Genomic DNA, 14,273 nt, shown 5'->3' on the forward strand with positions numbered 1-14,273 from the left:
CCGGCGCGAATAACATAAAGAGCGTTACTTATGTTCGCGAGGGACGGCGCCGAGTGCCGGGTGCCAAGGCTGACGGTGAACTCCGTGCGGCCGTCAGCCCCGACCGGCTGGCCCGTTTCCTCGTGGGTGCCTGCACCGGCATGCGGGTCTACTCGCAGCTCGCCACCCAGCGCGCCGAACTGCTGCTGCCCAGCATCGCCCCCGAGTCGGCGGCCGATGGGATCCAGATCGACTCCGGGCGCGTCCCCGCCTCCTGACCGCCACGGCGGCCGCTCCGCCGGGACGCTCGTCGTGCACGACGAGCGCTGTGCAGCCTCGCCGCCGGCGACGGGGGAATCACCCGGCGACGAGGCTGCGCCAAGCATAAAGAACGCTATTTATGTCTGTCTACGCGGGGGAGGGTGCAAAGCGGCGTGGCCCCGTGAGGGAGCCGTCGGCCGCGGCCACCTCTCAATGAGTTGCGGATTGAAACCATTCTGGCATACGGTCGAGACAGTTGCGTAGTGCTACTGATCGGGGTGTGGGTGCGATGGACGCCTGGCGGCGGTTGCTGCTCGCGGTGGTGTGCGGTGTCGCGGTGGCGGGCGTCTATGCCGCGCAGCCGATCCTGGAGCCGATGGGACACGACCTCGGCCTGTCGCCGGGACTCGCCGGATGGATCGTCGCGACCGGCCAGTTCGGCTACCTGGCGGGGCTGGTGCTGCTGGTCCCGCTCGGCGACGTGGTCGACAGGCGCCGCCTCATCGCCGTGCACCTGACGGTCACCGCGGCGGGCATGCTCCTGACGGCCTCGGCGTCGGCCGCGTGGGTGGCGTTCGCCGGGCTCGCGACGGCCGGGCTGTTCGCGGTCGTGGTGCAGACCGCGGTGGCCTACGCCGCCTCGGTCTCGCCGCCCGCCGAACGCGGACGGAGCATCGGCGTCGTGACCTCGGGCGTCGTCGTCGGCATCCTGGGCGCGCGGGTCGCCACCGGCATGCTCGCCGAGGTGTGGGGCTGGCGGAGCGTCTACGCCGTGCTCGCGGTGCTGTCACTCGGGCTGGCGGCCCTCGCCCTCGCCGTACTGCCGTCGGAGCAGCGCCCCGGCCGGCCCGCGGGGTACGGGCGGGCCGTCGCCTCGGTCGGCGGACTGTTCGGGCAGCGCCTCTTCCTGACGCGCGGGCTCGTCGCGTTCTTCCTGTTCGCCTCGTTCGGAACGCTGTGGAGCGGACTGTCCCTGCCGCTGGGGGCCGCGCCGTGGCGGCTGAGCGAGGGGCGGATCGGACTGTTCGGCATCGCCGGACTCGCCGGCGCGCTCGGCGCGGCACGTGCGGGACGGTGGGCGGACAAGGGACGGGCGGTCCCGGTCAGCGGGTTCGCGCTCACCCTGCTGATCGTCTCGTGGGCGGCGATCGCACGGCTTCCGTCGTCACTGTGGCTCCTCGTCGTCGGGATCGTGCTTCTCGACTTCGCGGTCCAGGTCGTCCATGTGAGCAACCAGCACCTGCTCACCACCGCGAATCCGGATCGGATCAGCGGCGTCGTCGGCAGCTACATGGTCTTCTACTCGCTCGGCTCCGCCCTCGGCGCAGCCGCGACCACGGCCGTCTTCAGTGCCCGCGGCTGGGCCGGTTCCAGTCTCCTCGGGGCCGGGTTCGCGGCCTGCGCCCTCGCCGTCTGGGCGATCGACAGGCGACCGCCCGTCGACAGCACGCCCCCCGGAACCGAGGCGGCGGGCGCGCGGCGGATGCGGGAGGAGGCGCGAGAGGGGTGACGGAGCCGGACGCGTGCTGCGAGCGCTCCCCGGCCGCGGGTAGACCGGAGGCCGGGCCCTCCCCCCGGTCACTCACCCTCGTACCCGTACGGAACCCGGCCCGGCGGGCCCATGCGGCATAATGGTTTCGGTCCGCAACTCATCGGGAGGTGTCATGGCGAACGACACCACGCGCGCCGCGAAGCCCGGCTGGACCGACCCGGACTGTCCCGTCGCCCGGACGCTCGACCTCGTCGGCGACAGGTGGAGCCTTCTCGTCATCCGCGACGCGATGGACGGGGCCCGCTCGTTCACCGAGTTCCAGCGACGCACCGGCATCGCCCGCAACATCCTCACCGACCGGCTCCGCAAGCTCACCGCGCACGGGCTGCTCGTCCAGCGCACCGCGCCATCGGGCCGCCGCCGGGAGTACGTGCTCACCGACACCGGCCGCGACCTCTTCCCCGTCATCCTCGCCCTGCGGCAGTGGGGCGAACGCCACGCCTTCGCCCCTGGTGAGACCCACTCCGTCCTGGTCGACCAGGACGGCATCCCGGTGCCGGAGCTCGCGCCGGCCGGCGCCGGCGGCACCCTGCTCGACAGCGAGACCACCCACGTGCGGAAGCCCGGGTAGAGGCGGCTTCGGAGGCGATCCGAAGCCGCCCTCCGGCCGCTTCAGGACACGACACCCACATGGGCGAGCGCCTGCTTCAGCAGCGCCCCGTGCCCGCCCGGCATCTCGTTCTGCACCGCCGGCGAAGCGGCCTCCCGGGGGCTGAACCAGACGAGGTCCAGCGCGTCCTGGCGCGGCCGGCAGTCGCCGGTCACCGGGACGACGTAGGCCAGGGACACCGCGTGCTGGCGCGGGTCGTGGTACGGGGTCATGCCGGCCGTCGGGAAGTACTCGGCGACGGTGAAGGGCTGGAGCGAGGCCGGGACGTGGGGGAGGGCCACCGGGCCCAGGTCCTTCTCCAGGTGGCGCAACAGCGCGTCGCGCACCCGCTCGTGGTGCAGGACGCGCCCGGAGACCAGGGCCCGGCTGACCGTTCCGTCCTGGCCGATGCGCAGCAGCAGCCCGATACTGGTGACTTCACCGCTGTCGTCCACGCGCACGGGCACGGCCTCGACGTACAGGATCGGCATCCGGGCCCGGGCCATCTCCAGCTCGTCCGTGGTGAGCCAGCCGGGCGTGGTTTCGGTCATGTCAGACATTGCTTGATCATACTTTCCGGGTGGGGCGCCCGCGGGGATCGCGGGCCGGTTCGGATACGGGAGGCCCGTACAGGCGGCGGGCGTTGTCGCGGCCCGTCCAGTCCGCGATGCGCAGGGCGTCGGCCGGGCTCAGCTCGTCGGCGTCCACCCGGTCCTGGAGGAGACCGGCGAGCGCCTGCCGGAAACACAGGGCGCCCAGGTGGTGGAACTCGGCCACACCGTAGGCGTCCGAGCTGTACAGGAGCTTGCGGAACGGGGTGATCTCCAGCGCCTCCTCCAGCACGGCGCGGCAGCGGGCCGGGCCGGTGTGGTGCAGGGCGAGGCCGACGTCCAGGTATACCTGCTCGAACACCGCGGCCAGCCAGGCGGCTTGGCGCTGGTACGGCCAGCAGTGCAGCAGCAGCACCGGGATCGTGCCGGCGGTCAGGTGCAGCCAGTCGGCGAGCAGCGTGGGGTCGGCGCGGTGCAGCCGTACGTCCGCGTCACCGAAACCGGTGTGCAGCTGGAGCGGCAGCCCCAGGTCGACGGCGGTCCACAGCAGGTGCCGGACCAGCACCGGGTCGGTGAGCCGGCCACCGCCCGCCAGCCAGTGCCCGGCCGCCCGCGCGACCTCGGCGTCCGCCGGGCGCTGCGGGTCCAGGGCGAAGCCGGTGCGGTACGCGGCGATGGACTTCACCGCCACCACGCCCGGCCGGCGGACGGCCTCCTCGGCGGTCGCGCGCAGGACGGCCGCGTACTCCCCGGCCGCCACGCCCCGCGCGGCCACCGATTCGGCGAGCTGTTCCAGCCGTACGACCTCGCACGCGGTGGCGCCGGCCGCCGCGGCCAGCTCGGCGGGGCTGGTGACCGGGTGCGGCGCGTAACCGGTGTCCACGCAGAACACCCCGGCCCCGGACGCCGTCAGGAAGCGCCGGTTGACCTCCTGCCAGCCCAGCTCCGCGCGCCGGGCCACGTAGTCGGCGGGCGGCGCGTGCCGGGGGAGGTCCAGCAGGGGCGCGCAGTGGCGGCGCACGGCCACGCCGACGGGGCTGTCGAAGGACGAGATGCCGGGCCAGGCGTCGCCCTCGGTGAGCAGCGACTCGAAGTCCCCGGCGTCCAGGTCGGCCGTCACCGCGCCGTGGCAGTGGTGGTCCACCAGCGGCAGCGCGGCGAGGGCCTCGTGAACCGGTCCCGATGCGGGCATGCTCAGTACCTCCAGCGGTAGGCCGCCGCCACCCGGGTGTCGTCGAGGCCGTCGACGGCCGCCGCCTCGCCGAGCCGTACGGCGGTCACCGCGTCCGCGAGGACCGGGCCCAGCGCGGCCCGCAGCACCGGGTCCGCGCGGAACGCCTCGGCGGCCTCCGGCAGCGACCGCGGCAGCCGCCGTACGTCCAGGGCCGCCGCCTCCCGCGGGCCGTACCGGGCCGGGTCACCGGTGATCTCCTCGGGCAGGACGCGGTCCGCCGCCATGCCGTCGAGGCCGGCGGCGATCACACAGCCGAGAGCCAGATACGGGTTGGCGGCCAGATCGACCGGCTTGACCTCCAGGTTGGCGTCCTGGGCGTGACGGCCCGCCGTCCCCGTGATCACCCGCAGCGCGGCCTCGCGGGTCTCGCGGCCCCAGGCGGTGAACACCCCCGCCCACTGGGAGGGTCTGAGCCGCAGATAGCTGGCCGGGCTCGGCGCGGTGACCGCCGTCAGCGCGGGGAGGCGGGCGAGCACCCCGGCGGCGAAGGCCTCCGCCTCGGCCGTCATGCCGTACCGGCGGTCACCGCCCGCGTGCAGGTTCATCCCGTCGCGCCAGCAGGACAGGTGCAGATGGCCGCCGTTGCCGACGCCTTCACCGGTCACCGCGGGCGCGAACGACACCCTGAGGCCGTGCCGCTGGGCCACCGCCCGGATGGTCTGGCGGACCAGCACGCTGCGGTCGGCCGCGGCCACCGGGTCCTGCGCGCCCACCGAGATCTCGAACTGGCCGGCCGCGTACTCGGGATGCAGCTGGTCGACGGCCACGCCCTGCGCGGCGCACGCGGCCAGCAGATCGGCGGTGTAGTCGCTCAGCTCGACCTGCCGGATCGCGCCGTACGCCGGTCCGTGGACCGCCGGCACGAACTCCCCGGCGGGCGCCGAGCCGGCGCCCACCGACCACTCGATCTCGATCGCCGCCTTGAAGGCGAGGCCGTGCCGTTCGGCGGCGTCGGTGACGACCCGGCGCAGGAAGGTCCGGGTGCAGCCGGGGTGCCGGGTCCCCTCCTGGGTGATCCGGTCCACCGGCGCCCACGCCCAGCCGGGCTGCCCGGCCAGCGCCACCAGTCCGTCCAGGTCCGGGTAGAGCCGCAGATCGCCGTCGGGGGAGCCGAGGACGTCGGTGGTGACGACGGAGTCACCGGCGAGGAACGTGTCGAACACCGGGGACATGCCGACGCCCCAGGACACGGCCGCCTCCAGCCGGGCCGTCGGGACCGTCTTCACCCGGCCGACGCCCGCCGTGTCGACGTACGCCAGCACGATGCCGTGCACACCCCGCGCGGCCAGGCCGGCGGTGAGCGCGGCGACCCGGCGCAGATCCGCGGGACGGCCGCCGGGCACGGGGTCGGCGAAAGTCGTCATACGTCCTCCTCGGCGGGCCCGGCGGCGCACGCGGCCGGCATCAGGGTCGCACGGCGGCCGGGACGGACCGCGGCACCGGTGCGGCCGGCGCCGGCCCGGCGCGCCACCGCGGGCCGGGCACGAGGCCGGGCGCGGCCGGTGCCGGGGCACCGGGGAGGGCGGCGGATCCGGCGTGCCCGTGGGCGGTGGCCGGCGGGGCCTGGTCCTCGCTCACGTGTCCGCCCTTCTCCTGTGCGGTGCTCCGCCGCCATTGTGCCGCCCGCTGATCGCCCGCGCCCGGGAAACGGGCACCCTGGGCGGTTCCGGGCACGTGTGCGAACCGGGTCCCACCGGTTCCGGGCCTGCGGCGGGCATGCGGAACACCGGTCCGGGTGACGATCAGCCGGATGTCGGCGGGCCCGGCGGGCAGGCGGGAGGGCTGTGGCCCGATGCTCGCCGAACTGCGCCGCCGCGGCGTGCTGTTCAGCCCGGTCAGCGGCCGTCGGTACGCGACGCGGCCCGGCAGTTCGCGGACGTCGCCGAGGGCATGGTGTTCATCGCGGAGAACGGCACGTACGTGGTCCGCGACGGCGTGGAGCTGAGCTCCGGCGATCCGCTGGACCGGTCCGTCGCCCCCGCGCCCGCCCGGACGGTACGGCGGCTGGTCGCGGGCGGCGCGGACGTCGGCGCCGTCGTCTGCGGCGAGCGGGCGGCGTACGTCGAGCGGACCGACGAGGCGTTCCGGTGGCGCCGGCGTGCGGGCGAGGCGCGTACGGGCGACGGCCGGGACCGGGGGCGGGCCACGGTCCGAGGACGCGGGCGACGGTGCGCGGTACGCCGTCGTCGTTGCTGACGGGGACAGGTGGCGGGCCCGGCGGATCACCTCGGGGTGGGCTCCCGCCATGGCGAAGGACCGGTCGGCGCCGCGTCCAGCATCTCCGGGTCGTTGAAGTGGTGGCCGAACACCATGGTCTGCGCGCGCCAACGGGCCGGGCGGCGCGCCGGGGCGTCAGGGCTTTCGCGCGACCCCGCCGTACAGCGATATCCGCTCCTGCGGCTCCTCCTCCGGGCGCCACTGCGCCACGGACACGATCCCGGGTTCCAGCAGTTCCAGGCCCTCGAAGAAGACGCCCACTTCGGCGTGCGAGCGGGCGACCAGGGTCACTCCGCCCGCCTTGTAGGCCGCGATGCCCGTGCGGACGTTCTCCGGGTCGAAGTCGGCGGTCATGGTCGACAGCACCAGGAAGCTGCCCGGCGCCAGCACGTCGACCAGGGCGGCCACCAGGTCGTGGGCGCCGTCCTCGTCGGCGATGAAGTGCAGCAGCGCGATGAGGGAGAGGGCCACCGGGCGGTCGAAGTCCAGCACGCGGCCGGCCTGTTCGAGGATGGTGTGCGGATCGCGGGCGTCGGCCTGCACGTACTCCGTCACGCCGGCGGGGGTGCCCCGCAGCAGCGCGTGCGCGTGGGCCAGCACGATGGGGTCGTTGTCGACGTAGACCACCCGGGCGTCCGGGGTGACCGACTGGGCGATCTGGTGCAGGTTCGGCTCGGTCGGTATGCCGGTGCCGATGTCCAGGAACTGGCGGATCCCCGCCTCCGCGGCCAGCGCGCGGGTGGCCCGGCGCATGAACGCCCGGTTCGCGCGGGCGGCCTTGGGGGCGCCCCCGTCGATCGCCGTGATCCGGCGGGCCAGTTCCTCGTCGACGGGGTAGTTGTCCTTGCCGCCGAGGAACCAGTCGTACACCCGTGCCGGATGCGGCCGGGTGGTGTCGATGTGCCGGCTGTCGGGCTCGGTCCCCGTCACGTGCTGCTCCTCCGCGCGTCCGGTCCCGGTGGTCGATCCGGGACGTGCGGGGAGCAGTCTGACACGATCACGCGGCGCGGCGCGGACGGGCCCCCGCCACCTGCCCGCCGGCTGCCGCCCGCGCCGACACGGCGGAGAGCATGGGCAGTTGGGCGCTCCCGGCCGGCTTCCCGGTGTGTTGCGGGCGGGCCGGGGCGGGCCGTCCGGCGCCGTGCCGTCCGGCTGCCCGCGGGCGGCTGCCCGCCTACGGCTTGAGCGGGTCGTGGCCCAGCGTCATCAGCCGGTGCCGGCGGCGGGTGTCCGCCGGCGTGGTCTCGGGTGCGGGCTCGTTCTCCAGGTCCGTCAGGGCCTCGACCCTGTCGACGACCTGGTGCATCACCCGGATGTCGTCGTCGGTGAGGTCGGTACGGCGCTTCTGGAGGATGGCGAGGACATGCCGTCCGGTGGGCGAGCCCGACGCCTCCGGCAACTGCTCCGTCTCCTCGTCGGCGTCCCGGACCTTCAGCCAGGCCGCCAGTTCCGCCGAGGTCATGTTGACCACGCGGTGGAAGTTCTCCCACAGCGCGTCGAGTTCCAGGGCGTCGGCCATGGTTCTCCCTTCGTTGCGTGGGTCGGACGCGCTAGCTGGAGGCCTGCTCGGGGGTGTGGTTCTCGGCCTGGAACATCCAGCGCTGCTTCTCCAGGTCGGCCGTGATGGCGATCAGCAGATCCTGGGTGACCGGGTCGGCCTTCTCGGTCGCCTCGATCCGCCCGCGCAGCCGGTCGACGGCCGTCCCGAGCGATTCCACCATCAGCTCCACGACCTCCGTGTCGCGCAGCCAGCCGTCCTTGGCGCCGGGCAGCGAGAAGGCCGCGGCGATGGTCTCCGGCCGGCCGTCCGGCGACACGCCCAGCGCGGCGGCCCGTTCGGCGACCGTGTCCGAGTGCTCGCGGACGGTGGTGACCACCTCGTCCAGCTGGAGGTGGATCGACCGGAAGCGCGGGCCCACGATGTTCCAGTGCGCCTGCTTCCCGATCAGTGACAGTCCGAGCAGGTCGACCAGCGTGTCCTGAAGGGCGGCCCCGACGACGCCGAGCGACTCCTCGGGCAGCGTGCTCTTGACCACGGTCATGATGGGTCGGTCCCCTTTCGTCAGCATTTCGGGTCACGTCCGACAGGGCGGGTGCCCCGGCTCACCAGGGGGCAAACGCCCTGATCAGCGAGGCAGCACCCGGTCCAGGAAGGCCAGTGTCTCCGCGTGGACCGCCTCCTTGCACGTCTCCTGGAACACCTCGTGGCGTGCCCCGGCGAAGATCCGTTCGGTCAGCCGGCCGCCGCTCAGGCGCCGCACCCCGGGCCGGCTGCCGGACAGCGGCACCAGCCGGTCGTCGTCCCCGTGCAGCCACAGCAGCGGCAGCCGCCCGACGTCACCGCCCCGGGCGACGGTCTCCAGGGTCCGGGCGAACGCCTCCAGCGTCGGCCGCTTCATGGGCCCGTGCCAGACCAGTGGATCGGCCGCGTAGGCGGCGCCCACCGCCGGGTCCCGGGAGAGCGCGGACGGGCTGACCGGCAGGCCCGGGATCTCCTCCAGGGCCAGCAGCCGCCCCGGCAGCTCCCACGCGCCGATCACGGGCCCGGACAGGACCAGCGCGCTCAGCTCGTCGCCGTACCGCTGGGCGTACCGGGCCGCGACGAGGCCGCCCATGGAGTGACCGACCAGGACCAGCGGCAGGCCGGGGTGGGCGGTCCGGGCCAGGTCCGCCGCCCGGTGCACGTCCGTGACCACGTCCTCGAAGTCCTCGATCAGCACCCGCTCGCCGGCCGACCTGCCGTGGCCGGCGTGGTCGGGTGCGTACACGGCGGCGCCGTGCCCGGTGAGCACTGCGGCGAGTTCCGCGTACCGGCCGGCGTGCTCGCCGTACCCGTGCGCCAGGAGGACGAGGAGGCGGGGCGCCGGATGCGGCCACTCGTGTACGGCGAGAGGTCCGTGCGTGCCGTCGAGCAGGTGCTCGCGGACGTGGGGCATGTCTCCTCCAGCGGGCTCGGTGACGGCCGGGGGAATCTTCCCAGCGGGGCGGTCGGAGGTCTATAGTCGAAAACTAGCAGTGCTAATTAACAGGTGCTGTACCGGTCCGTGCTGATCCACAGCGTCGTAGGTCAGGAGTCCCAGCCGTGCGTCCCGTCCACTTCGCGGCCGCCCGCCGCACCCCCATCGGCAAGCTGCGCGGAGCCCTCTCGTCCGTCCGTCCCGACGACCTGGCGGCGACCGTGATCCGCCACCTGGTGGCCGGCGTGCCCGCCCTCGACCCGGCCCGCGTCGACGACGTCTACTGGGGCGCCGCCAACCAGGCCGGCGAGGACAACCGCAACGTCGCCCGGATGGCCGCCCTGCTTGCCGGGCTCCCCGACTCCGTGCCCGGCGCCACCGTCAACCGGCTGTGCGCCTCCGGACTCGAAGCGGTCACCATCGCCGCGCGGACCATCGCCGCGGGCGAGGCCGACATCGTGATCGCGGGCGGCTCCGAGTCGATGAGCCGCGCCCCCTTCGTGCTGCCCCGCCCCGACGAGGCCCTGCCGCAGCGCATCGAGACCCACGACACCCGGCTCGGCTGGCGGCTGGTGAACCCCGCCATGAAGGAACTGCACGGCCTCCTCGCCATGGGCGAGACCGCCGAGGAGGTCGCCGCCCGCCACGGCATCTCCCGAGCCCGCCAGGACGAGTTCGCCCTGCGCAGCCACCAACTGGCGGCCACGGCACGCAAGAACGGCCACTTCGACGACGAACTCCTGCCCGTGGAACGCCCCGACGGCGTCCTGGTCGAGCAGGACGAGTGCGTCCGCGAGGACACCTCCCTGGAGAAGCTCGCGGGGCTCAGGCCGGTCTTCCGCGCGGACGGCACCGTCACCGCCGGCAACGCCTCACCGATGAACGACGGGGCCGCCGGTCTGCTCCTGGTCAGCGAAGAGGCCCTGACCGAGCTGGGCCTGGAGTCCCTCGGGCGGTACGTCGCGGGCGCCTCCGCCGGCGTCCACCCCGACGTGATGGGCCTCGGCCCCGTCCCCGCCACCCGCAAGGTGCTGGACCGGGCCGGCTGGGAGACCGCCGACCTCCAGGAGGCCGAGTTCAACGAGGCGTTCGCCGCGCAGGCCCTCGCCTGCGTCGACCTGCTCGGCATCGACCCGGAGCTGGTGAACCCCACCGGCGGCGCCATCGCCCTCGGCCACCCCCTCGGCTGCTCGGGCGCCCGCATCCTCACCACCCTGCTGCACCGCATGCGGCGCACGGACGCGCGGCGCGGGCTCGCGACCATGTGCGTGGGCGTGGGGCAGGGCAGCGCGGTGCTGGTCGAAAGGCACTGAACCGCCCCCAACGGGGGCCCCGCAAGGGGATCGGTAGTACGAGCCGCAAGGAAACGGAGCAGCACCCCATGGCAACCCTGTCCGTCGCCGCCATCCTCGCCGAGAACGCCCGGCGCCGCCCCGGCAGGACCGCCCTCGTCGAAGGCGACCTCCGGCTCACCTTCGCCGAGGTGTGGCAGCGGGCGCTGGCACAGGCGGGCGCCCTCACCGGCCTCGGCGTACGGCCCGGCGACCGGGTGGCCCTGATGGCCCCCAACACCGCCGACTTCCCGGTCGCCTACTACGCGATCGCCGCGGCCGGCGCGGTCGTCGTCCCCGTGCACCTGCTGCTCTCCGCCGAAGAGGTCGAGCACGTCCTGAAGGACAGCGGAGCCACCCTGCTGCTCGTCCACCCGGCCCAGGCGGACACCGGCCGCGCCGCCGCCGGCACCGCCGGCATCCGGGCCCTCACCCTGGGCGAGGAGTTCGGCAAGCTCGCGGCCGACGCCGAACCGCTGCCCTCGTACGTCACCCGGGCCGCGGACGACCCGGCGGTCGTCTTCTACACCAGCGGCACCACCGGCGTCCCCAAGGGCGCCGTGCTGAGCCACTTCAACCTGGTGATGAACGCGACCGTCAACGCCTTCGACGCCAACGACATCCGGCCCGACGACGTCGCACTCGGCGCGCTGCCGCTGTTCCACGCCTTCGGCCAGACGGTGTCGCTCAACTCCACCTGGCGCGCGGGGGCCACGCTCGTCCTGCTGCCCCGCTTCGACGCCGCCCGCGCCCTCGCGCTGATGGTGCGGGAGGGCGTGAACACCTTCCACGGCGTGCCCACCATGTTCGTCGCCCTCGCCGCGGCGGCCGCCGACGCCGCCCGGCTGCCCGAACTGCGCGTGTGCGTCTCCGGCGGGGCCTCGCTCCCGGTCGCCGTGCTGGAGCGGTTCGAGGCCGCCTTCGGGGTGAAGATCTACGAGGGGTACGGCCTGTCGGAGACCTCACCGACCGCCACGGTCAACCAGCCCGTGTTCGGCACCAGGCCCGGCACCATCGGCCACCCCCTCTGGGGCATCGACGTGGAGATCGCGCGCGCCGAGCTGGAGGGCCGGATCGAACTCCTGCCGCCCGGTGAGCTGGGCGAGGTCGTCATCCGCGGCCACAACGTCTTCTCCGGCTACCTCGGCCGCCCCGAGGCCACCGCCGAGGCCGTGGTGGACGGCTGGTTCCGCACCGGCGACCTCGGCACCAAGGACGACGAGGGTTTCCTGCGGATCGTCGACCGCAAGAAGGACGTCATCATCCGCGGCGGCTACAACGTCTACCCGCGCGAGGTCGAGGAGGTCCTGATGCGCCACCCGGAGATCGCCCAGGCCGCCGTCATCGGCCTGCCCGACGAACTGCACGGCGAGGAGGTGTGCGCCGTCGTCGTCCCGGCGCGGGACGCCACGCCCGACGCCGCCGCGCTCACCGAGTGGTCCAAGCAGCACCTCGGACGTCACAAGTACCCGCGGCGCGTGGAGTTCACCGACGCGCTGCCGCTCGGACCGAGCATGAAGGTGCTCAAGCGGGAACTGCGGGCGCGGTACACGGGCCGGTAGCGCACGGGTGCCGGACCCGGTGCAGGACCGGCACCGGGCCCGGGACCGGCCGGCGAGACGCCGCTTACGCGGAACGTATACGTGTGCATAGCATCGGTCCCTCCATGAACACGATGACGCTCTGGCACCTCTCGGGCGGGCAGTTCGCCGCGCTCGCCGCCGCCGCACTCCTCGTCGGCTTCTCCAAGACCGCCGTGAGCGGGGCCAACACGGTCAGTCTCGCGGTCTTCGCGGCGGTCCTGCCCGCCCGGGCCTCCACCGGGGTCCTGCTGCCCGTCCTGATCGCCGGTGACCTGCTCGCCGTCGCCACCTACCGGCGGCACGCGCACTGGCCCACGCTGTGGCGGCTGTTCCCCGCCGTCGCGGTGGGCGTGGTGGCGGGCACCCTGTTCCTGGTGTGGGCCGACGACGGGGTCGTACGGACCTCGATCGGCGCGATCCTGCTGCTCATGGCCGGGGTGACGGTGTGGCGACGGCGGACGGCCGGGACCCCTCAGGCGCCGGACGCGGTCACCACCCGGGCGGGCCGCGTCAAGGCACGCTCGTACGGTGTCCTCGGCGGGTTCACCACCATGGTCGCCAACGCGGGCGGGCCGGTGATGTCCCTCTATCTGCTCTCCGCCGGCTTCCGCAAACTCGGCTTCCTGGGCACCTCGGCCTTCTTCTTCCTCATCGTGAACGTGTCCAAGGTGCCGTTCAGCGTCGGCCTCGGCCTGATCGACGGCCGCTCACTGCTCCTGGACGCCGCGCTCGCGGTGTTCGTGGTGCCCGGTGCCCTGTTCGGCAAGTGGGCCGTACACCGGATCAACCAGCGGCTCTTCGAACAACTGGTGATCGCGGCGACCGTCGTCGGCGGCCTGCAACTGCTGCTCCGCTAGGCCGTGTCGTCGGACCCGCCCTGCCCGGAGGGCGGGTTCCGCGGCATCGGCTGCGTGGCCGGGCCGTGGACACCCGGGCGGCCGGCCGGCCCGTACGACCTCGTACGCTCACCTCCATGCCCGCGCACGTGCTGATCCTCGGCGGCACCACCGAGGCCCGCCGCCTCGCCGCCGACCTCGCCGCCCGCCCCGGGGTCCGCGTCACCACCTCCCTCGCCGGCCGGGTCACCCGGCCCGCGGCACTGCCCGGCGAGGTGCGGACCGGCGGCTTCGGCGGCCCGCAGGGGCTCGCCGACTGGCTGCGCGCACATCACGTGGACGCCCTGGTGGACGCCACCCACCCCTTCGCCGAGACGATCACGGCCAACGCGGTCCGCGCCGCCCGCACCACGGGCATCCCGGCCGTCGTGCTGCGCCGCCCCGGCTGGCGGCCGGGCCCCGGCGACCGCTGGTACGACGTCCCGTCCCTGGCCGGGGCCGCCGAGGCCCTGCCGGGCCTGGGCCGCCGGGTGTTCCTCAGCACCGGGCGCCTCGGCCTCGCGGCCTTCGCCCACCTGCACGGCCTGCACTTCGTCGTCCGGTCGGTCGAGCCGCCCGAACCGCCCCTGCCGCCGGACACCCGGGTCGTCCTGGCCCGGGGCCCCTTCACGGTCACCGACGAGACGGAACTCCTGCGCGCCCACCGCGTCGACGTCCTGGTCACCAAGGACAGCGGCGGCGCGGCCGTCGCCGCGAAACTGACCGCCGCCCGCGACCTCGCACTCCCCGTGCTCGTCGTCCGCCGGCCACCGCTGCCGGAGGGCGTACAGGCGGTACCGGACGTGGCGGGGGCCCTGGAGCGGCTGGGCCTCGCCGCGGGGCCGGGCCCCGGGGAGGGACAGGAAGGGCCTGGCTGACGGGTACGCCCGGGAGCGTGCCTCCGGCTGACGGCTGACGGCTGACGGCTGACGGGTTGCGGGGCGCGGAGGCCGGGTGGGCCGGGCACGGGTGCGGGTGCGGGGTGGTGCGTCTCGGGCGTCGGGCGACCTTCGCGAGGTGGCGGGGGTGCGGGTGGCGGCGCGTGCCGATGGCGGCTGGCGCCGGTGGCGGCTGGCGCGGGCGGGCCGGCCGGTGGCAGTGCCGGTGGCGGGGGTGCTCGCGAGGTGGCGGGGGTGCGGGTGGC

Annotated in this window: 14 protein-coding genes and 1 pseudogene; 8 read left to right on the top strand and 7 right to left on the bottom strand. The window is 74.4% G+C overall.

Annotated elements, in window-relative coordinates:
* The first annotated feature begins 53 nt into the window (after positions 1–53).
* From ABZ117_RS13880 to ABZ117_RS13890, 3 genes are all read left to right on the top strand, one after another.
* Entirely contained in the window at positions 54–257 is a 204-nt protein-coding gene (locus ABZ117_RS13880) for a hypothetical protein (protein ID WP_356820415.1), read from the top strand.
* Positions 258–529: 272 nt separating this feature from the next.
* Positions 530–1,750, top strand: coding sequence for an MFS transporter (locus tag ABZ117_RS13885; protein WP_356820601.1), 1,221 nt, complete (start codon positions 530–532; stop codon positions 1,748–1,750).
* Positions 1,751–1,904: 154 nt separating this feature from the next.
* A complete protein-coding gene (locus ABZ117_RS13890) occupies positions 1,905–2,363 on the top strand; it encodes a helix-turn-helix domain-containing protein (RefSeq protein WP_356820416.1) in 459 nt (152 codons plus the stop codon).
* A gap of 41 nt (positions 2,364–2,404) precedes the next feature.
* Here the strand turns inward: ABZ117_RS13890 and ABZ117_RS13895 are convergent, their stop codons facing one another.
* The 3 genes from ABZ117_RS13895 to ABZ117_RS13905 are packed head-to-tail and all read right to left on the bottom strand — an operon-like array spanning position 2,405 to position 5,530.
* On the bottom strand, positions 2,405–2,932 hold the full coding sequence (locus ABZ117_RS13895) for an NUDIX hydrolase family protein (RefSeq protein WP_356820603.1): 528 nt from the start codon (positions 2,930–2,932) through the stop codon (positions 2,405–2,407).
* Positions 2,933–2,948: 16 nt separating this feature from the next.
* Positions 2,949–4,124 carry an amidohydrolase family protein gene (locus ABZ117_RS13900; protein ID WP_356820418.1) on the bottom strand — a complete coding sequence of 392 codons (1,176 nt, stop codon included), beginning with the start codon at positions 4,122–4,124 and terminating at the stop codon, positions 2,949–2,951.
* Positions 4,125–4,126: 2 nt separating this feature from the next.
* Positions 4,127–5,530: a glutamine synthetase family protein gene (locus ABZ117_RS13905; protein ID WP_356820420.1), complete on the bottom strand. Its 1,404-nt coding sequence runs from the start codon at positions 5,528–5,530 to the stop codon at positions 4,127–4,129.
* Between the two features lie 386 nt (positions 5,531–5,916).
* Between ABZ117_RS13905 and ABZ117_RS13910 the strand changes: the two are divergent.
* Positions 5,917–6,251: pseudogene (locus ABZ117_RS13910) on the top strand (HAD family hydrolase); the annotation flags it as partial.
* Positions 6,252–6,518: 267 nt separating this feature from the next.
* Here the strand turns inward: ABZ117_RS13910 and ABZ117_RS13915 are convergent.
* From ABZ117_RS13915 to ABZ117_RS13930, 4 genes are all read right to left on the bottom strand, one after another.
* Positions 6,519–7,313: an SAM-dependent methyltransferase gene (locus tag ABZ117_RS13915; RefSeq protein ID WP_356820422.1), complete on the bottom strand. Its 795-nt coding sequence runs from the start codon at positions 7,311–7,313 to the stop codon at positions 6,519–6,521.
* A 244-nt stretch (positions 7,314–7,557) separates the two neighbouring features.
* Complete coding sequence (locus tag ABZ117_RS13920; protein ID WP_356820423.1) at positions 7,558–7,902, bottom strand: DUF3140 domain-containing protein; 345 nt, start codon at positions 7,900–7,902, stop codon at positions 7,558–7,560.
* A 31-nt stretch (positions 7,903–7,933) separates the two neighbouring features.
* Positions 7,934–8,425 carry a DNA starvation/stationary phase protection protein gene (locus ABZ117_RS13925; protein ID WP_356820425.1) on the bottom strand — a complete coding sequence of 164 codons (492 nt, stop codon included), beginning with the start codon at positions 8,423–8,425 and terminating at the stop codon, positions 7,934–7,936.
* Between the two features lie 84 nt (positions 8,426–8,509).
* Positions 8,510–9,319 (bottom strand): lysophospholipase, encoded by an 810-nt coding sequence (locus ABZ117_RS13930; protein ID WP_356820427.1) that lies wholly within the window; start codon positions 9,317–9,319, stop codon positions 8,510–8,512.
* A gap of 146 nt (positions 9,320–9,465) precedes the next feature.
* Between ABZ117_RS13930 and ABZ117_RS13935 the strand changes: the two genes are divergently transcribed.
* The 4 genes from ABZ117_RS13935 (at position 9,466) to ABZ117_RS13950 (ending at position 14,007) form a co-directional block, all read left to right on the top strand.
* A complete protein-coding gene (locus ABZ117_RS13935) occupies positions 9,466–10,653 on the top strand; it encodes a thiolase family protein (RefSeq protein WP_356820429.1) in 1,188 nt (395 codons plus the stop codon).
* 68 nt (positions 10,654–10,721) lie between these two features.
* The gene (locus tag ABZ117_RS13940) at positions 10,722–12,233 is read left to right on the top strand and encodes a long-chain fatty acid--CoA ligase (protein ID WP_356820431.1); all 1,512 of its coding nucleotides are present in this window, start codon (positions 10,722–10,724) and stop codon (positions 12,231–12,233) included.
* A 104-nt stretch (positions 12,234–12,337) separates the two neighbouring features.
* Positions 12,338–13,111 (top strand): sulfite exporter TauE/SafE family protein, encoded by a 774-nt coding sequence (locus tag ABZ117_RS13945; RefSeq protein ID WP_356820433.1) that lies wholly within the window; start codon positions 12,338–12,340, stop codon positions 13,109–13,111.
* Positions 13,112–13,227: 116 nt separating this feature from the next.
* On the top strand, positions 13,228–14,007 hold the full coding sequence (locus ABZ117_RS13950) for a cobalt-precorrin-6A reductase (protein WP_356820435.1): 780 nt from the start codon (positions 13,228–13,230) through the stop codon (positions 14,005–14,007).
* The last annotated feature ends 266 nt before the right edge of the window (positions 14,008–14,273 follow it).

The sequence above is a fragment of the Streptomyces sp. NPDC006309 genome, from assembly GCF_040613095.1.
Lineage (GTDB): Bacteria > Actinomycetota > Actinomycetes > Streptomycetales > Streptomycetaceae > Streptomyces.

Bases quoted from the DNA above. Each gene is read 5' to 3' on its own strand.
- ABZ117_RS13885 (WP_356820601.1), top strand. From the start codon at position 530: ATGGACGCCTGGCGGCGGTTGCTGCTCGCGGTGGTGTGCGGTGTCGCG.
- ABZ117_RS13890 (WP_356820416.1), top strand. From the start codon at position 1,905: ATGGCGAACGACACCACGCGCGCCGCGAAGCCCGGCTGGACCGACCCG.
- ABZ117_RS13895 (WP_356820603.1), bottom strand. From the start codon at position 2,932: ATGACCGAAACCACGCCCGGCTGGCTCACCACGGACGAGCTGGAGATG.
- ABZ117_RS13900 (WP_356820418.1), bottom strand. From the start codon at position 4,124: ATGCCCGCATCGGGACCGGTTCACGAGGCCCTCGCCGCGCTGCCGCTG.
- ABZ117_RS13905 (WP_356820420.1), bottom strand. From the start codon at position 5,530: ATGACGACTTTCGCCGACCCCGTGCCCGGCGGCCGTCCCGCGGATCTG.
- ABZ117_RS13920 (WP_356820423.1), bottom strand. From the start codon at position 7,902: ATGGCCGACGCCCTGGAACTCGACGCGCTGTGGGAGAACTTCCACCGC.
- ABZ117_RS13925 (WP_356820425.1), bottom strand. From the start codon at position 8,425: ATGACCGTGGTCAAGAGCACGCTGCCCGAGGAGTCGCTCGGCGTCGTC.
- ABZ117_RS13930 (WP_356820427.1), bottom strand. From the start codon at position 9,319: ATGCCCCACGTCCGCGAGCACCTGCTCGACGGCACGCACGGACCTCTC.
- ABZ117_RS13940 (WP_356820431.1), top strand. From the start codon at position 10,722: ATGGCAACCCTGTCCGTCGCCGCCATCCTCGCCGAGAACGCCCGGCGC.
- ABZ117_RS13945 (WP_356820433.1), top strand. From the start codon at position 12,338: ATGAACACGATGACGCTCTGGCACCTCTCGGGCGGGCAGTTCGCCGCG.
- ABZ117_RS13950 (WP_356820435.1), top strand. From the start codon at position 13,228: ATGCCCGCGCACGTGCTGATCCTCGGCGGCACCACCGAGGCCCGCCGC.